Origin of the sequence: Nocardia sp. NPDC051052, from assembly GCF_044456045.1 — a bacterium.
GTDB lineage: Bacteria > Actinomycetota > Actinomycetes > Mycobacteriales > Mycobacteriaceae > Nocardia.
On record NZ_JBITFL010000001.1, the window covers coordinates 810,479 to 833,630 of the forward strand.

The 23,152-nt window shown below is 68.2% G+C and carries 23 protein-coding genes, 1 pseudogene and 1 riboswitch; of the genes and pseudogenes, 17 read left to right on the forward strand and 7 right to left on the reverse strand.

Going from position 1 to position 23,152, the window contains the following annotated elements; genetic code table 11:
* Nucleotides 1–279 precede the first annotated feature (279 nt).
* Nucleotides 280–1,212: an ABC transporter ATP-binding protein gene (locus ACIBCN_RS03610; RefSeq protein WP_396989883.1), complete on the reverse strand. Its 933-nt coding sequence runs from the start codon at nt 1,210–1,212 to the stop codon at nt 280–282.
* Nucleotides 1,209–2,240: a FecCD family ABC transporter permease gene (locus tag ACIBCN_RS03615; protein WP_396989884.1), complete on the reverse strand. Its 1,032-nt coding sequence runs from the start codon at nt 2,238–2,240 to the stop codon at nt 1,209–1,211. The genes ACIBCN_RS03610 and ACIBCN_RS03615 overlap by 4 nt, the downstream gene beginning before the upstream one ends.
* Before the next feature lie 56 nt (nt 2,241–2,296).
* Nucleotides 2,297–2,354, reverse strand: a riboswitch (cobalamin riboswitch).
* Nucleotides 2,355–2,468: 114 nt separating this feature from the next.
* Here ACIBCN_RS03615 and ACIBCN_RS03620 point away from each other — a divergent pair.
* From ACIBCN_RS03620 to ACIBCN_RS03640, 5 genes are all read left to right on the forward strand, one after another.
* Nucleotides 2,469–3,638 (forward strand): alpha/beta fold hydrolase, encoded by a 1,170-nt coding sequence (locus ACIBCN_RS03620; RefSeq protein WP_396989885.1) that lies wholly within the window; start codon nt 2,469–2,471, stop codon nt 3,636–3,638.
* 75 nt (nt 3,639–3,713) lie between these two features.
* Nucleotides 3,714–4,808: an ABC transporter substrate-binding protein gene (locus tag ACIBCN_RS03625; protein WP_396989886.1), complete on the forward strand. Its 1,095-nt coding sequence runs from the start codon at nt 3,714–3,716 to the stop codon at nt 4,806–4,808.
* The gene (locus tag ACIBCN_RS03630) at nt 4,808–5,668 is read left to right on the forward strand and encodes an ABC transporter permease (RefSeq protein WP_396989887.1); all 861 of its coding nucleotides are present in this window, start codon (nt 4,808–4,810) and stop codon (nt 5,666–5,668) included. The genes ACIBCN_RS03625 and ACIBCN_RS03630 overlap by 1 nt, the downstream gene beginning before the upstream one ends.
* A complete protein-coding gene (locus ACIBCN_RS03635) occupies nt 5,644–6,405 on the forward strand; it encodes an ABC transporter ATP-binding protein (protein ID WP_396989888.1) in 762 nt (253 codons plus the stop codon). The genes ACIBCN_RS03630 and ACIBCN_RS03635 overlap by 25 nt, the downstream gene beginning before the upstream one ends.
* Nucleotides 6,402–7,748, forward strand: a complete 1,347-nt coding sequence (locus tag ACIBCN_RS03640; RefSeq protein WP_396989889.1) for an LLM class flavin-dependent oxidoreductase — start codon at nt 6,402–6,404, stop codon at nt 7,746–7,748. Before ACIBCN_RS03635 ends, ACIBCN_RS03640 begins: the two co-directional genes overlap by 4 nt.
* Nucleotides 7,749–7,886: 138 nt before the next feature.
* Here the strand turns inward: ACIBCN_RS03640 and ACIBCN_RS03645 are convergent, their stop codons facing one another.
* Nucleotides 7,887–8,471 (reverse strand): TetR/AcrR family transcriptional regulator C-terminal domain-containing protein, encoded by a 585-nt coding sequence (locus ACIBCN_RS03645; protein ID WP_396989890.1) that lies wholly within the window; start codon nt 8,469–8,471, stop codon nt 7,887–7,889.
* 196 nt (nt 8,472–8,667) lie between these two features.
* Between ACIBCN_RS03645 and bioB the strand changes: the two genes are divergently transcribed.
* The 5 genes from bioB to ACIBCN_RS03670 all read left to right on the forward strand — a co-directional run bounded on the left by bioB (nt 8,668) and on the right by ACIBCN_RS03670 (nt 11,518).
* Nucleotides 8,668–9,711, forward strand: a complete 1,044-nt coding sequence (gene bioB / locus ACIBCN_RS03650) for a biotin synthase BioB (protein WP_396989891.1) — start codon at nt 8,668–8,670, stop codon at nt 9,709–9,711.
* A gap of 8 nt (nt 9,712–9,719) precedes the next feature.
* On the forward strand, nt 9,720–9,947 hold the full coding sequence (locus tag ACIBCN_RS03655; protein WP_357391300.1) for a hypothetical protein: 228 nt from the start codon (nt 9,720–9,722) through the stop codon (nt 9,945–9,947).
* Nucleotides 9,948–9,967: 20 nt separating this feature from the next.
* Nucleotides 9,968–10,615 carry a DUF2567 domain-containing protein gene (locus ACIBCN_RS03660; protein ID WP_396989892.1) on the forward strand — a complete coding sequence of 216 codons (648 nt, stop codon included), beginning with the start codon at nt 9,968–9,970 and terminating at the stop codon, nt 10,613–10,615.
* Between the two features lie 94 nt (nt 10,616–10,709).
* Nucleotides 10,710–11,243 carry a DUF1353 domain-containing protein gene (locus ACIBCN_RS03665; RefSeq protein ID WP_396989893.1) on the forward strand — a complete coding sequence of 178 codons (534 nt, stop codon included), beginning with the start codon at nt 10,710–10,712 and terminating at the stop codon, nt 11,241–11,243.
* A gap of 98 nt (nt 11,244–11,341) precedes the next feature.
* On the forward strand, nt 11,342–11,518 hold the full coding sequence (locus tag ACIBCN_RS03670; protein WP_396989894.1) for a hypothetical protein: 177 nt from the start codon (nt 11,342–11,344) through the stop codon (nt 11,516–11,518).
* A gap of 6 nt (nt 11,519–11,524) precedes the next feature.
* Here ACIBCN_RS03670 and ACIBCN_RS03675 read toward each other — a convergent pair whose 3' ends face one another.
* Nucleotides 11,525–12,283 (reverse strand): NUDIX domain-containing protein, encoded by a 759-nt coding sequence (locus tag ACIBCN_RS03675; protein ID WP_396989895.1) that lies wholly within the window; start codon nt 12,281–12,283, stop codon nt 11,525–11,527.
* 76 nt (nt 12,284–12,359) lie between these two features.
* Here ACIBCN_RS03675 and nadA point away from each other — a divergent pair, with 76 nt between their 5' ends.
* From nadA to ACIBCN_RS03700, 5 genes are all read left to right on the forward strand, one after another.
* Nucleotides 12,360–13,418, forward strand: coding sequence for a quinolinate synthase NadA (gene nadA / locus ACIBCN_RS03680; RefSeq protein WP_396989896.1), 1,059 nt, complete (start codon nt 12,360–12,362; stop codon nt 13,416–13,418).
* A gap of 236 nt (nt 13,419–13,654) precedes the next feature.
* Nucleotides 13,655–15,229 carry an L-aspartate oxidase gene (locus tag ACIBCN_RS03685; RefSeq protein ID WP_396989897.1) on the forward strand — a complete coding sequence of 525 codons (1,575 nt, stop codon included), beginning with the start codon at nt 13,655–13,657 and terminating at the stop codon, nt 15,227–15,229.
* Between the two features lie 95 nt (nt 15,230–15,324).
* A complete protein-coding gene (nadC, locus tag ACIBCN_RS03690) occupies nt 15,325–16,185 on the forward strand; it encodes a carboxylating nicotinate-nucleotide diphosphorylase (protein ID WP_396989898.1) in 861 nt (286 codons plus the stop codon).
* Between the two features lie 123 nt (nt 16,186–16,308).
* Complete coding sequence (locus ACIBCN_RS03695) at nt 16,309–17,262, forward strand: alpha/beta hydrolase family protein (RefSeq protein ID WP_396989899.1); 954 nt, start codon at nt 16,309–16,311, stop codon at nt 17,260–17,262.
* Between the two features lie 272 nt (nt 17,263–17,534).
* Nucleotides 17,535–18,536 carry an alpha/beta hydrolase family protein gene (locus tag ACIBCN_RS03700; RefSeq protein WP_396989900.1) on the forward strand — a complete coding sequence of 334 codons (1,002 nt, stop codon included), beginning with the start codon at nt 17,535–17,537 and terminating at the stop codon, nt 18,534–18,536.
* Here ACIBCN_RS03700 and ACIBCN_RS03705 read toward each other — a convergent pair whose 3' ends face one another.
* The 3 genes and pseudogenes from ACIBCN_RS03705 to ACIBCN_RS03715 all read right to left on the reverse strand — a co-directional run bounded on the left by ACIBCN_RS03705 (nt 18,537) and on the right by ACIBCN_RS03715 (nt 20,412).
* Nucleotides 18,537–19,715 (reverse strand): winged helix DNA-binding domain-containing protein, encoded by a 1,179-nt coding sequence (locus ACIBCN_RS03705; RefSeq protein WP_396989901.1) that lies wholly within the window; start codon nt 19,713–19,715, stop codon nt 18,537–18,539.
* 29 nt (nt 19,716–19,744) lie between these two features.
* Nucleotides 19,745–20,008: pseudogene (locus tag ACIBCN_RS03710) on the reverse strand (tellurite resistance TerB family protein); the annotation flags it as partial.
* Nucleotides 20,009–20,070: 62 nt separating this feature from the next.
* A complete protein-coding gene (locus tag ACIBCN_RS03715) occupies nt 20,071–20,412 on the reverse strand; it encodes an ArsR/SmtB family transcription factor (RefSeq protein ID WP_396989902.1) in 342 nt (113 codons plus the stop codon).
* Nucleotides 20,413–20,521: 109 nt separating this feature from the next.
* On the opposite strand from ACIBCN_RS03715, the gene ACIBCN_RS03720 reads away from it, so the two are divergent.
* Entirely contained in the window at nt 20,522–21,745 is a 1,224-nt protein-coding gene (locus ACIBCN_RS03720; protein WP_396989903.1) for an MFS transporter, read from the forward strand.
* A gap of 203 nt (nt 21,746–21,948) precedes the next feature.
* The gene (locus tag ACIBCN_RS03725; protein ID WP_396989904.1) at nt 21,949–22,941 is read left to right on the forward strand and encodes an alpha/beta hydrolase family protein; all 993 of its coding nucleotides are present in this window, start codon (nt 21,949–21,951) and stop codon (nt 22,939–22,941) included.
* Nucleotides 22,942–23,152 lie beyond the last annotated feature (211 nt).

Sequence of the window (23,152 nt, forward strand, 5' to 3'; positions counted from 1 at the left end):
CCGCCATGAGGTCCCGTTCGTGGGCGTGCTGGGGCGGGGGCCAGTGGACATGGTGGCGGCGAATCGCGGGGAGTTCTGCCGTGAGGTCTCGTTCGTGGGCGTGCTGGGGCGGGGGCCAGTGGTATGTGGCGGTGGCGAGTAGTGGGTAGGTCCGCTGTGCGGTCCCGCCAGTGGGGGTGCCGGGGCGTGGGTGCGATCGGCGGGATATGCCTGAGTCGGATCGCGAAGGGCGGGCGGTGCTGTCCTGGTCAGTTGTCAGCCACGTCTGGGCGACCGGGGTCATTGGGCCGGCTCGCGGGGCGTGATCAGGAGGTGGGGGTCGCCGGTTTCGGGGTGCGGGACGCGGAGGGCGCGGACGCCGAAGACCCGGTCGACCACCTCGGGGGCCAACGCGGTGGCGGGCGGAGTGAGAGCATGGGCGGTGCCGTTGTGCAGCACCAGGATTCGGTCGCAGTAGCGGTCGGCCAGGGCGAGGTCGTGCAGTGCCATGACGACGGTGCGGTTCAGGGTGCGGGCCAGGGCGAGGAGTTCGAGGCGGTGGGTGATGTCCAGGTGATTGGTCGGCTCGTCGAGGAGCAGGACCGGGGTGTTCTGCACGAGTGCGCGGGCAAGCAGTACGCGCTGGCGTTCGCCACCGGAGAGTCGGTGGACCGGGCGGTCGGCGAATCCGGCCAGGTCGACCGTGGCCAGCGCCTCCTGGACAACCTGCTGTTCGGGCGGCGAACCGGCACCCCACGGCGGCAGGTATGGTGTGCGTCCCAGCGCCACCACCTCGCCCACGCGCAGGTCGGCGGGCGGGCGCTCGTCCTGGGCCACCATCGCCACGGTTCGCGCCCGCCGCCGCGACGACAATTCGTGCAGCACTTGGCCGTTCACGATCACCTGCCCGCGCACCGGTCGCCGCACTCCGGCAAGGGTGTGCAGCAGCGTTGTCTTACCCGTGCCGTTCGGCCCGACGATGCCGATCGTCTCCCCGGCCTGGATCGCGAAGGTCACGTCGGTGACCACGGTCCGTCGCCCAGCGGCACACGCGAGCCCTTGCACCTCCAACGTCCCGGCATCACCGCGGGTTTCGGCCTCTCCGTCCGCCTTCGTCCCACACTCATTCGACACGGTTGCGTACAGCCCACCCGCGGAGCTCTCGAGAGTTCCGGCGGCGCGACCGTGCTCGGGTTGGTGGGCGTCCGGCTGACGGTGGTTGCGGCCGTTCATGATTCACCGAACCGATAACGTCGTCGTCCCATCAGGATCAGGAACGCGGGGGCACCGATCAGGCCGGTCAGCACGCCGACCGGGATCTCGGTGGGGCGGACCAGGATTCGAGTTGCCGCGTCGGCGACCACGAGGAACAGCGCGCCACAGAGGGCGCAGGCGGGCAACAGGCTGCGGTGGCGCGGGCCGACCAGCAGGCGAGCGGCATGCGGCACCACCAGGCCGACGAAGCCGATGCCGCCCGACACCGCGACGAGCACCCCGACCAACACCGCGAGCAGCAGGAACAGGCCGATGCGCAGTTCTTTGACAGGGACGCCGAGCGACGCGGCAGTATCGGCACCGACGGTGAGCGCGTCGAGCCAGCCGCTCGCGAGGAGCAGCGCGATACCCGCGAGCGCGACCACGCTCAGCGGCAACGCGATTCGCGTCCAGTCGGCTCCCGCGAGACTGCCGAGCAACCAGAACAACACCGATTGGGCGGCCGCCGGGTCGGGGCGGCGAAAGATGAGATAGCTGCTCAACGCGGCGAACGCGGAGCCGAGCACGGTGCCGGTGAGCACCAGCCGCAGCGGTGTCAGTCCGCCCTGCGCGACCGCGATCAGGAACACCAGCCCCGCCGCGACGAACGCGCCGGCCAGCGCCCCGCCGGACAACGCCCACACCCCGGCACCGGCGAACAGCCCGGAGGTGATGACCGCCGCCGCACCGACACCCGCGCCCGAGGACACCCCGAGCAGGTAGGGATCGGCGAGCGGATTGCGCACCAGGGTCTGCATGGCGGCCCCGGCCAGCGCCAGCCCCGCGCCGACGATCGCGGCGAGCACCGTGCGCGGCACCCGCAGCTGCCACACGATGGTGTCGAGGCCGAAGTCGGTCGGGGTCTGCCCGGTGACGCGGTGCCGCAGCACCTCCAACACCGAAGAGACCGGCAGGGTTTCCGCGCCGAAACCGGTCGCGAGAATCATCGCGCAGACCAGCAGCGCCCCGAGGACCGGGAAGATGAGCGTTGCGCGGACGCGGCTCATCGGTAGTGCTCCACAGGCAAAGTCGCGGCCTCTCCAGAGTTGTCCGGCAGGGGAGGTCTGACTCTCGCCGTGAGGGCGATCACAGTGGCGCGACCGTTCCGGGATTGCACCGGATTCTCGCACCTGCCAGGGATGACGGCAGAACTCTACCGGTCGGTCGGGTTAACACCCGCCGCCGGGTCGCGAGTGGAATGGCAGCCGTCCATCCCCTTACGTACGGTGGGATAGATGTCGCCGTTCGACGACCGGCACCCGTCCACTGTCTCGGACTGGGACGACGCGCGACGCAAAACCCGGCTACGGGACACCAACCTGTGGCACGAGTGGAAGACGTTGCGCCGGACCAGGTCGGCAGTCCTGCGGGTGGTCGTATTGCTCGCCGCCGTACTGGTCGTCTTCGCCCAGTACCTGACCTTCGACGTAGCACCCGAACAAGCGCGCCTGGCCCGCACCGACCCCGCGATCCTGCCCGTCGCCCCGCCCACCGATCCCAAGAACTGGGACACCGTGGTGGTGGACATGGTCGGCCTCGGCGGCCTGGACGCCAGCGCGACCGCCGCCGCCCTGCCCTCGCTGCGCGGCATGGGCGTGGTGTGGGCCATCCGCTACGACAACGAAGGTATCGACACCAAGGTGATCGCCGACCTGATCGTGCGCGCCGCCGAGCTGTCCGGACTGAAGAACATCGTGCTGGTCGGGCACTCCATGGGCGGCGTGATCGCGCTGGAGGTCGCCAAACACGTGCACCTCGACAGCGATCGCCGCCTGGTCGGGGTGATCCTGGACTGCACCCCGGTGGACCTGAACGCGGTCCGTCCAGAGAGCCGCGGCGCGGGCGAGGACATGGTGCGCTGGATGCGCTGGCTGCCCGGTGCGCGCGAGAGCAGGCTGTTGCGGCTCGCGGTGGAAACCTATGCGCGCCGCGACCGTTTCGTCTGGCACGGCGGCGATGGCGTGCCGCCCGGCATCCGCTTCGCCAAGCTCGGCGAGGTGCTCCGGGAAGTGTTGCGGGAGAAGATCTTCTCGCGCAACGCGGCGAGCAACGGGCTGATCGAGGCGCAGTTCACCGCGATCGTGGCCGGTGGTGCGACGAACGATCTGCGGGCGCTGGCCGCGCCCGCCGACGGAAAGCCGCGTCCCGCCATCGTTTTCATCCGCCCGCGCGATCCGGACGCGGACCGGGTGGTCGATGTCGAGTACTCGCATCGGGTGCTGATCGAGCAGTCCGGCGGCGTGGACGGCACGCTGTCGGTGGTGCTCGCGCGAAACACCGGGCACGCCAACCCGATGCAGCGCCCGCGCGAATACAACACGTTCATCGAACAGCAGATAGTGCCGTTCATCCAGCGCTTCCAGGCGCAGGTCCGGGATGCGCCGCTCGCGGCGGCGCCGAGGTAGCCGCCTGGTAGAGCAGTTCGAACCAGCCTGAGACAAACGGTGTTCGGGCCGTTTTTGTCTTGTTTGAATCCGTGTATGTACCGACCCCGCACGTTCTTGTTCGGCCGCCATGGCCGCACCACCGCCGCATTGCTCGCCGTGGCTACCGTTGCGACCCTCGGACTCACCGGCTGCGCGAACAAGGACAAGCCGGTCGGTCCCGTCGCCGCGGACACGCCACTGCCCGTTGAAGTTCCAGCTGGAACCAAATTGGTTGTCGCCGACCAGTCCGAGCGGCTGCAGCAGGTGCTCCGGGTGTCCGGCGAGCTGGACAAGCTGCCGTTCAAGGTCGAGTTCGCCAACTTCACCGGCGGCCCGGCCATCCTCGAAGCCTTCCGCGCGGAAGCGGCCGACGTCGCGCCGGTGGGCGACGTGCCGCCGATCCACGCGCTGATCGCCGGGCAGGACGTGCCGATCGTGGCCGCCTACCAGACCAGCCCCACCGCACTGAAACTCGCGGTGGCACCGGGTAAATCGGTGACCACGCTCGCCGATCTGAAGGGCAAGAAGATCGCCTACGCCGAGGGCACCGCGCAGCAGGCTGCGGTGCTGCGCGCGTTGGCCGGTGCCGGGCTGAAACCCGGTGACGTACAACTGACCCGGCTGCAGCTCGCGGAGTTCCTCGACGCGGTACGCACCGGACAGGTCGACGTCGCGCCGCTGGTCGAGCCGAATGTCACTCGGTTGCTGCGGACTCCGGGCGCCTCGCTGATCCCGGATGCCCAGACCACCGGAATCTACGGTGGCCTCGGCTACCTGTACGCGCGCCGGGCGGTGGTTCAGGATCCCGCCAAGGCCGCCGCGACGCGTGCCCTCGTCGGCGCCTTCGTGCGCGCCTTCCAATGGTCCAACACCCATCAGGAGGAGTGGGCGCGCAAGTACTACGTGGAGAACCAAAAGGTCAGTCCCGAGGACGCCAAGCGCATCGTGGATTCGCTGGGCACCTTCGTTTTCCCGCACCTGGATCAGCAGCTCATCGACCGGCAGCAGGCCACCATCGACGCCATCGGCAAGGCGGGTGAGCTGCCGAAGAAGGTACAGGCGGCCAACGGCTTCGATGTGCGTTTCGACGCCGCGATCACCGAGGCGGTTACCGCGAGCGGCGCCGCGTTCGCACCGAAGGAACGCTGATGGCCACGCTGGACGCCGGAGTATGGCACCGGCTCGGCCGCCATCACGCACCGGCGCGAGTGCTGGCCAAACGCAAGCCCGCCCGGCCACGGCTCGGACCGGGACGACCGATTCCGTTCGGTGCCGCCATCGGGCCGACGTTGTTGATCCTCGCCTGGGTGCTCGGATCCGCCTCCGGCACACTGGATCCGGAGACGCTGCCCGCGCCGTGGACGGTCGCCGCGACCGCCGGTGACCTGATCTCGGACGGTCGGCTGCAATCCAATCTGCTCACCTCGGTGCAGCGTGCCGGTATCGGACTGGCCATCGGTGTCCTCATCGGGCTGGTGCTCGCGATGGTCGCCGGCCTCAGCCGGATCGGTGAAGCGTTGGTGGACGGGCCGATTCAGATCAAGCGCGCGATTCCGACGCTCGCGTTGATCCCGCTGTTCATCGTGTGGTTCGGCATCGGCGAGGAGATGAAGCTGGTCGTCATCACGACGAGCGTGGCGATTCCGATCTATCTGAACACGCACGCCTACTTACGCAGTGTCGACTCCAGATATGTGGAACTCGCACAGACGGTTGGCCTTTCGCGCTGGGGTTTCATTCGCCGGATCGCGCTGCCCGGATCGTTGCCCGGCTTCTTCACCGGACTGCGGCTCGCGGTCACCATCGCCTGGTTGGCGCTGGTGGTGGTGGAGCAGGTGAACGCCACCAGCGGCATCGGTTACCTGATGACCCAGGCCCGCACCTACGGGCAGATCGACGTGATCGTGGTCGGGCTCGTGATCTACGGCCTGCTCGGACTTTTCGGCGATCTCGCCGTGCGCGCGGTAGAAAGGAAGGCGCTGTCATGGCGACAGACATTGGGGGACTGAGCGTCGTCCGCACGCGGGAATTGCGGCGCGGGTTCGGTGAACGGGTCGTGTTGCGCGACATAGATCTCGACATCGCGCGCGGGGAATTCGTTGCCCTGCTCGGGCGTAGCGGTTCGGGCAAGAGCACGCTGCTGCGGGCGCTCGCGGAACTGGACTACGCCGTCCCTGGCTCGGGCGAACTGACGGTCCCCGCCGAACGTGCGGTGGTGTTCCAGGATTCGCGGCTGCTGCCCTGGATTCGCGTGCTCGACAACGTGACCCTCGGCCTGAGCGGGCCCGGCGCCGCCGAGCGCGGTCGCGCCGCGCTCGCCGAGGTGGGCCTTGCGGGTCGGGAAAAGGCCTGGCCCAGGCAGCTTTCCGGCGGCGAACAGCAACGGGTCGCGCTGGCTCGTTCGCTGGTGCGGGAGCCCGAGCTGCTGCTGGCCGACGAACCGTTCGGCGCGCTCGACGCGCTCACCCGGATCAAGATGCACCGGCTGCTGCAAGACCTGTGCGCCAAGCACCGACCCGCCGTTTTGCTGGTCACCCACGACGTCGACGAGGCGGTGCTGCTCGCGGATCGCGTGCTCGTGCTGGACGAGGGCCGCATCGCCATCGACCAGCGCATCGACCTGGAACATCCACGCACACACAGTGATCCGGCCTTCGTCCGGCAGCGGTCACTGTTGCTCGCCAGCCTCGGCGTCGGCACCGACCACTTGCCGAGCCACCACGTAGAAGAGAAGCAAGCCTCATGAGTACTCCGCGGCAGCTCAGCCTCAACGCGTTCATCTACCCCGGCGGTCACCACGAGGCCGCCTGGCGGCATCCCGACAGCCAGCCCGGCCGGATCTACGACGTCGACTATTACCAGGAGATCGGCCGCACCGCCGAGGCCGCGAAACTCGACGCCGTGTTCTTCGCCGACGGGCCCGCGCTGCGCACCAACGTCAAGCACAACGCGGGCTCCGGCCTGGAACCGATCACCCTGCTCACCGCCATCGCCGCGGCGACAACGCGTCTCGGGCTGATCGCCACCGCGTCGACCACCTACTACGAGCCCTACAACCTGGCGCGGCTGTTCTCCACGCTGGATCACCTCTCCCGCGGCCGGGCAGGCTGGAACATCGTCACCACCGGAACCGACCTGGCCGCCGCCAACTTCGGTCTCGACAAGCATCCCGACCACGCCGAAAGATATGCACGAGCACGGGAATTCGTCGATGCCGTGGTCGCGCTGTGGGACAGCTGGGAGGACGACGCCATCCTGCTGGACCAGGAGAGTGGGGTATACGCCGATCCGGACAAGATCCACCCGATCGACTTCGTCGGCGAACACTTGAGAGTGCGTGGACCTTTCAACGCGCCGCGCACGCCGCAGGGCTATCCGGTGCTCGTGCAGGCGGGTGCGTCCAACGAGGGCCGTTCGTTCGCGGGCAAATACGCCGAGGCGATTTTCACCGCGCACCAGCGGCTCGAGGACGCGCAGGCGTTCTACGCCGACATCAAAGCGCAGGCACAGGGTTTCGGCCGCAACCCGGAACACGTCAAGATCCTGCCCGGCATCAGCCCGTTCATCGGCGATACCGAGGCGGCGGCCAAGCGGCTGGAGCGCGAGTTCAACGAGCTCACCGTGCCGGAATACGGTCTGACGCAACTGGAGAACATCGTCGGCAAGAGCCTGCGTCACCTTCCGCTCGACGAGACGGTTCCGGTGGATCTGTTCGACGACGCCGGTGACGTCACCGACAATGCCCGCAGTCGCCTGCAGGTCGTCGCGGGCATCGTGCAGCGCGAGCGGCCGACGGTACGCGGGTTGTTGCACAAGCTGGCCGGTGCGCGTGGGCATCGGGTGTTCGCCGGCACCCCCGAACAGGTCGCCGACACCATCGAGGAGTGGTTCCGTAGCGGGGCAGCGGACGGTTTCAATGTGATGCCGCCGTACTACCCGGGCGGACTGGAGGTGTTCGCCGAGACCGTCGTGCCGATCCTGCAGGAGCGCGGCCTGTTCCGCACCGAGTACACCGGCACCACACTGCGTGACCACCTCGGCCTGCCGCGCCCGGCGGGCAGGTCCCGTCACCCGGCCCTGGCCCAGTGAGGCGCAGGGCCACCGAAACCGCCTGTCCCGCAGGAGCACAGGCTGTCCCACGCCGGTGCTCCGCGGTGGGCCGCGCACATCGCCCTGAGCGCGCCTCGTCTTCGGGAGAACACCCGGGTTAGAACATGTGCGGCGAGTTCAGCGGACGCGGGAGCCGAGCAGGTGGCGGACGCCTGCGATGAACAGTTGCAGGCCGAAGTCGAAACGTGCGGTGGGGTCGGGGGTTTCGTCGATCGGGGTTTCGTCGTCGGGGAGGGCGCCAGCGGAATCCATCTGCATCCTGGACTGTTCGTCGACGGTTTGGCCGAGGACGTAGTACAGCAGCGTGAACGAGGTGAGTTCGGCTTCGGGGCGTGGCATGCCCGCGCGAATGGCCGCGCTGGCCAGGCGTTCCCGGCCCTTGCTGGTGGTGAGCCTGGACGCGTAGGTGGCCGAGACCAATTCGGCGCCGTCGCGGTAGGCGAGCAGGCAGTCGCGCAGCCGGTGCGCCAATTCGCTGACCTGGCCGGACCATTCGGTGGCGACGATCGGGTCTTCCATCGGCAGCAGGATCTTGTCCGCGACCGCGCCGAGCAGAGCCTGTTTGTTGGGGAAGTGCCAGTACAGCGCGCCGGGCTGCACCTGAAGCGAGCCGGCCAGCCTGCGCATGGTCAGGTCGGCGAGACCGTACTGATCGAGGATCGCGACGGCGCCGTCGACCACGTCCGCTCTGTGCAGTTGCACCCGAATTCCTTCCCTGTCCGATGGCGGCGCTCGCGGCCGCCGTCGTGGCTACGCAGGTTACCGTCGGCGCCCCGTGTGGCCCCCGTCGCGGGTGACGTACCCGGCTCGCAGTGTTTTGACTCACTGTCCCGTCTATCCTAGCCTGAACACCGTTCAAGTTGCCCGGCCACCTCGGCCGACCGAAGGGATTCGTGCAGTGACCCAGGCTTCCGTCGACACCTACTCAGCCACCCCGCCGTCCGCCACCCCCGGGATCCTTGAGGTAGCCCGCGACCAAGTCCTCGACCGCGGCGAAGGCCTGACCCAGGAGCAGACCCTCGAGGTGCTCCGCCTCGGCGACGACCACCTCGAAGAACTGCTGGCCCTGGCGCACGACGTACGGATGAAGTGGTGCGGCCCCGAGGTCGAGGTCGAGGGCATAATCAGCCTCAAGACCGGCGGCTGCCCGGAGGACTGCCACTTCTGCTCCCAGTCCGGGTTGTTCCAGTCGCCGGTGCGCGCGGCCTGGCTCGACATCCCCAGCCTGGTCGAGGCCGCCAAGCAGACCGCGAAGACCGGTGCCACCGAGTTCTGCATCGTCGCCGCCGTGCGCGGCCCGGACGAGCGGCTGATGGCGCAGGTCGCGGCCGGCGTCGAGGCGATCCGCAACGAGGTCGACATCCAGGTCGCGTGCTCGCTCGGCATGCTCACCCAGGACCAGGTCGACCAGCTCGCCGCCATGGGCGTGCACCGCTACAACCACAATCTGGAGACCTCGCGCTCGCACTTCCCGAACGTGGTCACCACGCACTCCTGGGAAGAGCGCTGGGACACGCTGCGGATGGTGCGCGAGGCGGGCATGGAGGTCTGCTGCGGCGGCATCCTCGGCATGGGCGAAAGCCTGGAGCAGCGTGCGGAATTCGCGGCGAACCTGGCCGAGCTCGAGCCCGACGAGGTGCCGCTGAACTTCCTCAACCCGCGCCCGGGCACCCCGTTCGGCGACCTCGAGGTGCTGCCCGCCGCCGACGCGTTGCGCGCGGTCGCCGCGTTCCGGCTTGCCTTGCCGCGCACCATACTTCGCTTCGCGGGCGGTCGCGAGATCACCCTCGGCGACCTCGGTGCCAAGCAGGGCATCCTCGGCGGGATCAACGCCGTGATCGTCGGCAACTACCTGACCACCCTCGGCAGGCCCGCCGAGGCGGATCTCGATCTGCTCGGCGAATTGAAGATGCCGATCAAGGCGCTCAACGAAACCCTTTAGGGAGACCCATGAGTAATGTCATGGGCATGGACGAGCGCTACAACCCGTTCACCGGCAAACGGATCGTGCCCGGCCTCGACGACGCCGTGCCCGCGGCCGCCGCGCTCGGCCTGGAGCCGCCGCGCTTCTGCGAGCACTGCGGTCGCCGGATGATCGTGCAGGTGAGCCCCGACGGCTGGTGGGCCAAGTGTTCCCGGCACGGCGTGATCGACGCGGCCAGTCTGGAACTGCGCTAGTGCAGGCGTCGCGGAGCGGGATGCGGCGCGAGGTGCGCGCCGCATCGGTGATCGCGGTCGCCGTGATCGTGGTGAGCGCGCTGGCCGGTGTCGGCTGGGGTCTGCTCGCGCCAACCGAGCAGCTGTTCGTGGTCGAGCCGGGCCGGGGTGCGGTGCTGACCGGGGAGAGCGGGCACCAGTTCGACGCGGTGGCGATGTTCGTGTGCTTCGGTGCGGTGGCCGGGGTGCTCAGCGCGGTCGCCGCATGGCGGTGGCGCGGGGTGCGCGGGCCGCTGTTGCTGATCGGGTTGCTGGTCGGCTCGCTGATCGGCGCCGTGGTGATGGCGCGCCTCGGCGAGCAGGTCGCCGAGTGGTATCACCCGCGGCCGCACGATCCGCCGATCGGGCAGATCGTCGAGCTGCCGACCGAGGTCGGTACCTGGCTGGCGCTGGTCGTGCAGCCGCTGCTGGCCTCGCTGCTGGTGCTGTTCTTCGCCGCGTTGAATTCGTCGGAAGATCTGGGCGCGGGCACCGCCGTCGCGACCGGATCGTTCGATGCGGCAGGCGCGTTCGGACCGTACGGCGCCGCGTCGTACCCGGCGGGCACCGGCCCGCTCCCTTACGGTAGTTACGAGCTGGCCAGGGAGGCCGGTTCCGGTTCGTTGCCGGAGACTCGTCCCCACCGCTGAGGCGTTGTCCGAACCGTTGCCCGCGGGACGGCACATGCGTACCAAAAGAGCCTAGAATTGCGGGACACGCTGTGCGTTCAGAGAGGAACGGGTCGTGGCGTTCGTCGGTAGCGGGCCAATCGTCGAGGAACTCGACGCCAAGTTCTGGCGAGTGGTCGAACCGCTCGTCTATCAAGGGAGTTCCGAGGAATTCGTGATCCCCGCGGGGTTCCGCACGGACTTCGCCTCGGTGCCCCGAGCCCTGGTGTGGCTCGTTCCCCGCTACGGCGCCTACACCCGCGCCGCCATCCTGCACGACTTCCTGCGCAGCTCGCACGCGGTGAGCATCGCGGACGCCGACGGGATCTTCCGGCGCTGCCTGCGTGAACTGGGGGTCGCGGTGCCGCGCCGCTGGATGATGTGGGCGGCAGTGCGATTGGGCAGCGGCCTGAGCGGCGCAAGCCCCGGCGACGTGGCCACCTGGGTGCTCATCGCCGTGCCATCCATCGCGTTCCTGGCGATTCCAGCGATCGTCGTGCAGGTCTTCCTGGTGCTGTTCTGGTTGGTGGAGCTCCTCTTCTGGGGGATCAACCGGCTGTTCACGCACACCGCGACCCCGCCACCGCAGCCACAGATGAAAACCGCCTGAGCCGGCTGATCAGCCGGAATAATTGGGTGGAGCGGGGGTTGGGGGTGGGGGTACCGTCGACCGGCTAGCTGAGTAGACCTGTGGAAGGAGGTCCGGTGGTGAACGAGCACGAGTCGGCGGCGGATCTGCCCGATACGCAGGTGCGGGAGCGGGCCGATCTGGTTGCCTGGCGGCGACGAGATGCGTTGCGGCGCAGTAGTGCCGCGCAACCGGTGGCGAACAAGCGGCGCTATCGGCGGGGGAGTAAGCATCGCAAGACGATCGCCGAATCGTGAGCCGTTTCAGGTCGGTGGGCGCAGGGCGGCGAATTCGTCGGTGACTCGGATGCCGGAGTCGGTGTAGCGGTAGACGGCCGCGGGACGGCCGCCCGCACGGCCAGGGGCTCGGGTCTTGCCGGTGGGCGTTATTACCTTGCGGCGGCTGAGGACTCGTTGCAGGTTCGTCGTGTCCACATCGTAACCAAGTGCGGCACAGTAGATTTCGCGCAGCGTGGACATGGTGAAATCGGCGGGGGCGAGCGCGAACGCGATATTCGTGTAGGAGAGCTTGGCGGCCAGGCGGGTGCGGGCGTGGTCGACGACGGTGCCGTGGTCGAAGGACATGGGCGGCAGCGCGGAGAGCGGGTGCCAGGCGGTATCGGCGGGTAGCCGCGGGTCTGCTGTCAGCGGGACCAAGCCGAGGTAGGCCGAGGCGATGCGGCGCGGGGCCGGAACGCGGTCGGGGGCGCTGAAGACCGACAACTGCTCGAGATGGGCCAGTTCGCGCACATCGACCTTCTCGGCGAGCTGGCGGCGGGCCGAGGTGTCGAGGTCCTCGTCGTCGCGCAAACGGCCGCCAGGGAGGGACCAGGTGCCCTTTTGCGGGTCGAGGGCGCGCTCCCAGAGCAGCACCGCCAATTCGGTCCGCTGCCCAGGTCGGCACCGACCGATTACCTCGTTTCCAGCGTCGGCAGGGCTGGGACCTGCGGCGATGTTCGCGGGGAAGCGTCGAACCTGGAACACCGCGGTGAGCGATTCGTGGAGAGTGCTACTATGGGCCACGTTTTCGATTATAAGTCGAAAACCTGGTTTGGTGCGAATCGGCGGAGTAGCCACTCGCACGACGAAGGGAGCCATCATGGCGACGATGGGTGCGAAACTGGCGCCTCCGCTGATGGGGCAGGTGTTCGACGGGCCGTCGGGTTTCAGTGGTGTCGAAGCGACCCCCGAGTGGGCACAGGAGATCAAGCGACTGGCCCGCGAACGAAACGCGACGATTCTCGCGCACAACTATCAGTTGCCGGAGATCCAGGACGTGGCCGACCACGTCGGCGACTCGCTGGCACTGTCCCGGATCGCGGCCGAGGCGCCCGAGGACACGATCGTGTTCTGTGGCGTGCACTTCATGGCCGAGACCGCGAAGATCCTCAGCCCCGCCAAGACCGTCCTGATTCCCGATCAGCGGGCAGGCTGCTCGCTCGCGGATTCCATCACCGCGGACGACTTGCGTTCCTGGAAGGCCGAATTCCCGAACGCGGTGGTGGTGTCGTACGTGAACACCACCGCGGAAGTGAAGGCGCTCACCGACATCTGCTGCACCTCGTCCAACGCGGTCGATGTGGTCGCCTCGATCGACCCGGACCGCGAGGTGCTCTTCCTGCCGGATCAGTTCCTCGGCGCGCACGTCAAGCGGGTCACCGGCCGGGAGAACATGCACATCTGGGCCGGGGAGTGCCACGTGCACGCAGGCATCAACGGCGACGAGCTGACCGAGCAGGCGCGCACCCACCCGGACGCGGATCTGTTTGTGCACCCCGAATGCGGTTGCGCCACTTCGGCGTTGTACCTGGCGGGCGAGGGCGCGTTCCCGGCCGAGCGGGTGCACATCCTGTCCACCGGCGGCATGATCGACGCGGCCAAGCAGGTGCGCGAGCAGCGCGGCCAGGCGACCCAGGTGCTGGTCGCCACCGAGATCGGCATGCTGCACCAGCTGCGAAAGGCCGCCCCCGGCATCGACTTCCAGGCAGTGAACGACCGGGCCTCGTGCAAGTACATGAAGATGATCACCCCGGCGGCACTGCTGCGCTGCCTGGTCGAGGGCCGCGACGAGGTCCACGTCGATCTGGAAACCGCTGCGCGCGGACGTAATTCGGTGCAGCGAATGATCGAGATCGGCACGCCGGGCGGTGGTGAATGACCGCCGCCCTCGCGGTGGTGGTCGGACAGCTCGTCGGCGCGACGAACTCGGCGGTCGGCCCGGCGCAAGCCGAGGCGCCCGCCGGGCAACCGTTCTCGCCTTGGCACTGATAGGGAGGCACGGGTCATGATCCCAGTGTCGATCGACCGGAAGGCCGCGGCCGATCCGGTTACCGGAACAAGCAGTTGGGCCGCCGTGGTCCGGCGGTCACGCCACGCGCGGAACGGCATCGAGGCATGACCTCGGTGTCGATCGGCTGGGAAACCGACGCCGATCTAGTGGTCGTCGGCGGCGGCGTCGCCGGGCTGACCGCGGCGCGGACCGCGTCGCTGCGCGGGCTGCGGGTGCTCACGCTGAGTAAAGGCGGCGCCACCGATACGTCGACGCAGTACGCCCAGGGCGGGATCGCTGTTGTTGCGCCGGAAGGCGATTCGGTGGAATCACACGTGCACGACACCGTCGAGGCCGGTGCCGGGCTGTGCGATGTCGATGCCGTGCGATCCATCGTCGAGGGCGGGCAGGCGGCGGTGGCGGCGCTGACCGACCTCGGCGCGGTGTTCGATCTCGGACGGGACGGGCAGATTTCGCGAACTCGCGAGGGCGGGCACAGCACCCGGCGCATCATCCACGCGGGCGGTGACGCCACCGGTGCGGAGGTGCAGCGGGCGTTGAACGCGGCCGGGTTGCCGGTGCTGTTCGGCGCGGCGGCCTGCGAGATTCTCACCGGATCCGACGGCGTTCAGGGCGTGCTTGCGGTGTCGGACAAGGGATTCGGCGTGATCCACTCACCGGCGGTGCTGTTGGCGACCGGCGGTCTCGGCCAGCTCTACGCGCTCAGCACCAACCCGCCCGGCGCGACCGCCGACGGCGTCGCGCTCGCGCTGTGGGCCGGTGCCGCGGTGGCCGATCTGGAGTTCCTGCAGTTCCATCCGACCGTGTTGTACACGCCGGGTGGGCTCGGACGGCGCCCGCTGATCAGCGAGGCGGTGCGCGGTGAGGGCGGCATTCTGGTGGATTCCGAAGGAGATTCGGTGACCGCCGGGGTCCATCCGCGTGGCGATCTGGCTCCCCGTGATGTGGTGTCACGGGCTATCGCGGCTCGGATGCGTGCGCTCGGTACTGACCACGTCTACCTCGACGCGCGGGCCATCGACGGCTTCCCGCAACGGTTCCCGACGATCACCGCCTCCTGTCGTGCCGCGGGCATAGATCCGGGGACCGACCTGATTCCGGTCGCTCCAGCGGCGCATTATCAATGCGGTGGCGTGGTGACCGACCCGCACGGGCGCACAGCGGTGCCCGGTCTCTATGCCGCGGGCGAGGTCGCGCGAACCGGCCTGCACGGCGCTAATCGGTTGGCGTCCAACAGCTTGCTCGAAGGTCTCGTCGTGGGCGAGCGTGTCGGTGTGGCGGCCGCCGAACGTCTCGGCGCGCGAGTTCGAGTGACCGATGTACCTACTCGGGTCACCGAACGCGCGGATCGCTTTGTGTTGCAGCAGCTGATGACCGACCATGCCTCGGTCGTACGGGACCGCGCCGGGCTGGACGAGGCGATCAAGCGCATGAAAGACGCAGTGACGCAACGCGAGACAGTGCGCGAAGCGGCATCCGAGGAGATCGCCACGCGCATCGCGGGAATCGAGGACGCCGCGCTCACCCTCACAGCGCGCGCCTTGCTGCTCGCGGCCTCCGCCCGCACCGAAAGTCGCGGCTGCCACACCCGTTCCGATCACCCCGAGCCCGACGACCGCCTCCGCCACAGCATGCCGGTAGTGCTGGACGCGGACGGTCGCCCTCGGCTCGATCAATAACCAGACCGGTGTCGGCGAGTGGCACATGGTGGCGGCACACAGGCCACGGTGTGCCACTCGATCCCGGTACGTACGAGTAGATAGAGGAGTGGTTGATGGCTCTGGATAGCGGGTTGGACAAGGATGAGGTAGTTGCCCTCATCCGGACCGCGCTCGATGAGGACTTGCGGTACGGCCCGGACATCACGACCGCGGCGACGGTGCCCGCCGACGCGGTAGTCAAGGCGTCGGTGGTGCCGCGGCAGCCGGGGACGGTGGCCGGGCTCGACGTCGGACTGCTGGTGCTCGACGAGGTGATCGGCGCGGGGAACTACGAGATCACCGGACGCGTCGCCGACGGAACCCGGGTCACCCCTGGTCAATCCGTGCTCACCGTGGTCGCGCCGACCCGCGGCCTGCTCACCGCCGAACGCACCATGCTCAACCTGGTCTGCCACCTCTCCGGGATCGCCACCGCCACCGCCGCCTGGGTCGATGAGGTCGCGGGCACGAACTGCAAGATCCGGGACAGCCGCAAGACCCTGCCCGGTCTGCGCGCGCTGCAGAAGTACGCGGTCCGGGTCGGCGGCGGGGTGAATCACCGGATGGGTCTCGGCGATGCCGCACTGATCAAGGACAACCACGTCGTCGCGGCGGGCTCGGTGGTCGAGGCGCTGCGTGCCGTGCGCGCGCTGGCTCCCGACATCGCCTGCGAGGTGGAGGTGGACAGCCTCGAACAGCTCGATGCGGTCCTCGCCGAAAACGTGGAACTCGTGCTGCTCGACAACTTTCCGCTGTGGCAGACCCAGGCCGCCGTGCAACGCCGCAACGCGGTGGCGCCCGATACGAAGCTGGAATCCTCCGGCGGGCTCGGCCTCGAGGTGGCCGCCGAATACGCGGGGACCGGTGTCGACTATTTCGCCGTCGGCGCGCTCACTCACTCGGTGCGGGTGCTGGACCTGGGCTTGGATATGTAGCGGAACGATCTCGGGTGGCGATCAAAAGATGTGTTGTCTCGTCTCGGCCGCTTTCCCGTTGATACACAGTGCAATCGCGTCGGCGGTTATCGTCTGCTCGCCTCGGTGCTGACGATCGTGACAATGCTCGCGATGTCGTGGCTCGGTGCGCCGTCGGCGGCGGCCGAGCCCGGCTGCGCGGGGGACGTGGCGATGCGGCCGATCGCCGTCGCCGTCGACGGGGAGCTGTCGAACGGGTGGGCTTATGAGCCGTTTCAGTGCGCGCCCGGCGATCTCGCGCCGCAGCGGCTGATCATCGCGGTACATGGTTTCAACGAGAAGTCCGGCGACTACCCGGACGTCATGTCCTCGATCGCGCGACGAGCCGGTGCGGCGTTGCTGACGCTCGATCAGCGCGGCGGGGACAGTGTGTGGAAAACGGGGGAGTGGAATCCCTGGGCCGGTTGGCACGACGTGGTGGCCACGGCGCAGTGGTACAAGAACGAGCATCCGTCGGTCGGCAAGACGGTGCTGTGGGGGTGGAGCCAAGGCGGCATGACCAGCGGGCTGGCGTTGGCCTACGGACCTGCCGGGCTGTTCGACTATTGGGTCGATACCGCGGGACCGTCGAACACCGTCGACTACTGGAATCTCGGCAACGCGTTTGGGCTGCCGCAAGTATCGCAGATCGAGCGGGACGCCGGAGACTGCACACCCGCGGTCTGCCCGCAGGCATACGCGGACCGGTCCACGGCGGCGCTCGCGGCGAAGATGACCGCGCAACGGGTGTTCCTGGTGCACGGCACCGCGGATCCGATTGTCCCGTACCAGCATTCACTCGACCTGAAGGCCGCGCTCGCGGCGGCGGGGGAACCGTACTCGATGTACACGGTGGTGACCGGGCGCAGTCCGGACGGGGTGGTATTGCCCGGTACGCATTGGATCGGCCCGGTCTGGTTCCAAGGAGCCTGTGTGGTGGAGCGGCTGCTCACGGATCTCGAGCCGCTGGACGGGGCAGCCCGCGAATACGTCACCGATGTGCTGGCAGGTGTCGACACCGCGCCCGCGTCACCACCGGGCGCAACCTGCGCGGCGTGAGCCGTTTGATGCCGCGCCCGCTTTGTCACCGGGGCGACCTTGGTGTGATCCGCCGCCTCGGCGTGGGCTTGCCTTGCCCGCCGGATTGGCTGAATCGAGGGGGAACTGGTGCTGTTCGGCTCTCGGGCGATGCCAGCATCAGTTCCTCATGATCAATTGTCCAAATGGGGTGGTGCTGGATTCTTCGCGGGGTGACGTGGCCGACTCCGTGCGGGTGGCCGCGGTCTCCGATTGTTAGCCGATCATTTGCCGTGGCTGGGTACTATGCGGCGATGACTGGTGGCCGTCGCGCGTTGGCGTGGTTGTTGTCGATCGTGACCATGCTGGTTGCGTCGTGGCTGGTTGCGCCGTCGGTGGCCGCCGAGCCGGAGTGCGCCGGGGACGTGGCCGTGCGGACGGTTGCGGCGACTGTGGACGGTGAACCGGCGACGGGGCGGGTCTATGAGCCTTATCGGTGTGATCCCGGCGATGTGAGTCCGCTCAGCCTCATCGTCGCGGTGCACGGCTACAGCGAGACGGCTGCTTCCTATCCCGACGTCATGGCGGGGATGGCTCGCCGCACCGGAGCCGCGCTGCTGACGCTGGATCAGCGTTCCGAAAACAGTGTGTGGAAGCCCGGTGAGTTCAATCCATGGGCCGGTTGGCAGGACACAGTGGCTCTCACGCAGCAGTACAAGGCCGAGCATCCGTCGATCGGCAAGACCGTGCTGTGGGGGTGGAGCCAAGGCGGGCTGACGGCAGGCCTGGCGTTGGCGTATGGACCCGCCGGGCTGTTCGACTATTGGGTCGACGCGTTCGCGCCGACGAACGTCGTCGACTACTGGAACCTCAGCAGCGCGTTCTTCCCGGCGCAGCGGGCGCAGATCGAGCATGACGCGGGCGGCTGCACACCGCGGGAATGTCCGCAGGCCTACGCCGACCGCTCACTGGTCGCCATCGCGCCGAAGCTGAACGCCGAGCGCACCTTCCTGATCCACGGACTCTTCGATTTCGATGTGCCATACCAGTATTCGGTCGATTTGAAGAACGCGTTGGCGGCGGCGGGCAAGCCGTATTCGATGTACACGGTGGTCACCGAGCGGGGCCCGGACGGGAGCATTCAACCCGGACTGCACGATGTCGGGCCGACCTGGCAGCAGGGCATCTGCATCGTCGAGCGGGTGGTCGAGGGCGTGGAACCGTTGGATGGCGCGGCCCGGGACTACGTCATCAACGTGCTGGCCGGTGTCGACACCGCGCCGCCGCCACCGCCCGGTGCGAGCTGCACGGAGTGATCAGGCGGTCAGTTCGCGTTGCAACGGGGTGCGGAAGCGGGGGATGGCGCGTACCTCACCGAACCATTCGGTAGTGCGCGCGACCTCCGCCTCGATCATCGCCACCGCGTCGGCGCCCACGTCTTCCAGTAGGCGATAGACGATTTCGCCGTCGGCGCGCTGCGCCCAACCGCCGACGATGCGGCCGTTCCACCAAATGGTCGGTCCGACATTGCCGTTGGTGTCGAACAGGGCCGGTGCGTGCGGGCCGAGGTACCAGTCGCGGGACTGCCAGCCCATCGGAGTGGGATCGAGGGCGGGTAGCAGCGCGGTCCAAGGTTCCGGTGCCGCAACGGGTTCCGCGTTGTCGGCGAGCAGCAGTCCGGTGGTGCCGTCCAGGTCGACCTCGACCACGTCGAGATCGGTGAGTGCCTTACGGACTTCGCCGAGACCCCAGCCGGTCCACCACTTGAGGTCGGTGATCGGCGCGGGCCCGAAGGCGCGCAACCACTGTCGGAGCAGTTCGGCGCGGGCCTGTTCGGTGGGCAGCGCCGGAACGCCTGCGGGCAGCCAGGATTCGATGGGCTCCCAGGTGTATTGGCTGCTGGTCCAGCTGCCGTTCGGGCGGCCGCGGACGATGCGGCCTTCGCAGCCGAGGGTCACCAGCACCCAGGTGGTGATGTTGGTCGGCTTCGAATAGGCCTTCTCCGGAGCGGTATTCACCTGCGTACGCAGCCGGGGCACGGCCTTGCTCAGCTGGCTGCCGGTGGCCGCGCCCTTGGCGAGCAGCGCGTCGTGGGTTTCGGCTTCGACCTCGGCAAGCCAGCTCCACACGTCGCCGTCGACGACCCCGGCCTGCTCGATGTACTTGCCGTAGGTGCGACGTTGCTTGTGCGCCAAGGCATCCGCGCACGATGCTTGCAGCACCGGGACCAGTTCGGTCGGCGCGACGAACATGGTGCGCCGCATCGCCAGCATGCGCAGTAGCGTTCGCTCGTCGTAGAGCGCCCGCTCCACGTCTACCGGGGTGACCGTGTGACTGCGGGCCCCGACGGACAGGAACACGGTCGCCGGATCGGTCGCGTGCAACACCACCAGCGACTTGGCGATCTCGGTGACCTGATCGGTGCGGGTCGCCGCCGCGAGCCGGTGCCGCACGGCGAGCCGGGCTCGTCGCTCGGCCACATCAATCGAACGCATAGGCGAATCCTAGCGTCCGATGGTTCGGCTCAGATCCCGAAGTCCTGCGGGCTCAGCCGCAACGTCTGGCAGGCCTCGCGGACGGCGGCGATCTCGGCCTGGTCGAAGTTGCCGTCCGCGTTGCCGATCATGATGCCGATCTGGATCACCGCGTTCGCCTCGGTCGGCTTGCCCGCCGCCTTGCCGATCTGCTGCAGCACGTGCGTGCGGCCGAAGGCGGGATCGCTGGTCAGGCGGTGGCAGTTGTCCTCGAACAGGGTGCGCAGATCGTCGATCGGGAAGTTCTGTAGTACCTACCTTCGCCGATCGAACTCGGCCGCAAAACGATTCGGCCTCGGCCGCCAGGAATTCGGCGTCAGTGCTCGGGTTTCCAGGCGCGGACCAGGTCGAGCAGGCCGGGGAAGCGGGCGTCGAGATCGTCGATGCGGACCTTGCTGCGGCGTTCGAGTCCGTAGCGCTGCTGCCTGGTCACGCCTGCCTCGCGCAGCACCCGGAAGTGGTGGGTGAGGGTCGATTTCGGCCGGTCGATGTCGAACCAGCCGCAGGAGCGGTCGGTGTCGGGGGATTCGGTCAGCAGCTTCTGAATCATGGTCAGCCGCAGTGGATCGCTGAGCGCGGCGAGCACGTGGTCGAGTCGTAGCTCGGCGCGGTCCGGCTCGGGGAGTCGGGTGTCGGGGACATCGGTGGCCGAGGGCATCGCGGGTCTCCTGGGGCTATGAGTGCCTTGTACGTGTTTTATCGTACTAGATGTTAAGTTCGACTCCGATCGTATCGGTACGAGAAAAGTCGAACTAGTGGAGGTCGGGATGGCGACGCTGACGGCGCACCAAGAATCGGTGCCGAAAGAGCGCGGGAAGAACGGCGTCGTGTGGCTGGCGGCGTGGCCGGTCATGGCCGTATTCGTGCTGTCGAACGCGGCGACGCCGCTGTATGTGGTGTGGCAGCGCGAGCTCGGCTTCTCGTCCGGCACGTTGACGGCGATCTTCGCCAGCTACATCGTCGGGCTGCTCGGTGCGCTGCTGGTCTCGGGCGTGGTGTCGGATCGGGTCGGCCGCAAGCCGGTGCTGTTGCCCGCGATAGCGCTGGCGATGGTGGCCTGTGTGCTGTTCACGACCGCGAGTTCGGTTGCGGTGCTTGCCGTTGCGCGGCTGCTCACCGGAATCGCGGTGGGGGCGGCGGTGTCCGCGGGGATGGCGGCGGTGACCGATATGGGTGGGCCGTTGCGCAAACGGTCTGCGGCACTGGCCGCTTCGTCGGCGATGGTGCTGGGCGCCGGGTTCGGACCGCTGCTGTCCGGCGTGCTGTCGGAGACCGTGCCCGGCCCGACGGTGACCATCTTCGTCCTCGAAATCGCCCTGCTCGCCTCAGCTTTCGTGGTGGTCGCCCGGCTGGATCTGCCGAAAGGTGTGGGTGGGCCGGGTCCGTGGATGCGCATTCCCGCGGTGGCGCCGGGCGGCCGGACAGCCGTGCTGCTCGGTATCGCGGTGTTCGCGCCAGGGATCACGTCGACCTCGTTCGTGCTGTCGCTGGGCCCGTCACTGCTCGCGCACCTGCTCGGTGCGACCAACCGGGTGCTCGCGGGCGGCTTGGCCTTCGTGATGTTCCTGGGCGCCACCGGCATTCAGTTCGCCGTTCGTCGACTTCAGGTGCGCACGATCTTGCTCGGCGGCGCGCTCGCGACGACAGCAAGCATGCTGACCCTGCTCCTATCGCTACAGCTTTCCTCGCTCGCGTTGTTCGGAACGGCCGCCGTGCTGGCCGGAATCGGCCAGGGCCTCGGCCAATTCGGCGGCCTCACCGCGATCAGCGCGAGCGTCCCGGCCAGTCGTCTAGCCGAAGCGAACGCCGCACAGAATGTCGGCGGGTACATCCCCGCGGCCGTACTGCCGCTGAGCGCCGGATTCCTCAGCGACGCAATCGGCCTGACCGGCGGCGCGACAACCTTCGCGATCGTGGTGACCGCAACCGCGATCGCAGGCGCCACCATCGTCACCCTCCGGTCCGGCGCCCTATCAACCCGAACCGAATAACAACCCCTGGTCAAAGCCGCAAAATCCGCACCCACACTCGGGATCCGCACCGACTCTAGGCCCTATTCCGAGTGCGCATCCCGAGAAAGAGTGCAGATCCGCAGTGATGGGGTGGCCGGGTGTTGGTGCGGGGCACGCCTGGGTTGTTTTGCGGTTCGGCGGTGTATGGGGGTTCGGGGTGGGTGGCGTGCCATTATTCGGTGATGAGGCGCGGATATGTACTGGTGGTGGCGGGTGCGCTGGTTGCTGCGGTGGTGAGTGTTGTCGCTCCGTCGGTTTCGGCTGAGGTGGAGTGTGTGGGGGAGGTGGGGGTGCGGGCGGTGGCGTTGACGGTTGACGGGGAGGACGCGACGGGGCGGGTGTATGAGCCGCGTCGGTGTGGCGGGGGTGAATTCGCGCCGGCGGATCTGGTTGTCGCGGTGCATGGGCATGATGGGTCGGCCGCGGACTATGCGGGGTATTTGACGTCGATCTCGCGGCGTACCGGGGCTCCGGTGCTTTCGATGGATCTGCGGTCGGCGAGCAGCGTGTGGCGCACCGGCGAGTGGAATCTGTGGGCGGGCTGGCGCGACATCGTGGCGGCGACCCAGTGGTACAAGGACGAGCACCGTTCCATCGGACGCACGGTCCTGTGGGGCTGGAGTCAAGGCGGCATCATGAGCGGGCTCGCGGCGGCGCACGGACCGCGCGGACTGTTCGACTACTGGGTCGACAATTACGGTCCCGCAGACGATTTCACGATGTGGCTGGCTTCGGCGACCGTCGACCCCAAACTGCCCGCGCAGATCGAACGCGACGCGGGCGACTGCACACCGCTCGTCTGTCCGCAGGCATACATCGAACGTTCGCCCGCCCTACTGGCCGGCCGAATGGACGTGCGGCGCGCATTCCTCATCCACGGCACCGGCGACAACGTAGTGCCCTATCCGGCAACACTGGAAATGCGCGCGGGCCTACTCGCCGCAGCCAAACCCACCTCGATGTACACCATCGTCACCGGCCACGACCTCAACGGCGCCGTGGTCCCCGGCGACCACAGCGTCGGCCCCGCTTTCTTCGAGGGCGGCTGCGTAGTCGAACGCCTACTCCTCGACACCGAACCAACAGAAGGCCCAGACCGCGACTACTTGGTAGACGTCGCACACGGCATAGCAACCGCACCCGCCGCCCCACCTAACGCCAAATGCGCCGCCTGACCGGTCCAAGCTGGCACCGCGCCGCTTGATAGGCCGAGCGGCACCGTGCTGCATGGTTGGAGCGCCGCCATGTCGCTTCGTCGCCTGAGCCACGGTCATGCCACGCGCTCGGACTGAGCGGCATCCTGCTGCCTGATCGGAAGAACGGCACCTTCCCGCATGGTCCGCACCCTGTCTCGGGACCCGCACCCTCAATTCGGGCGCACAGCCA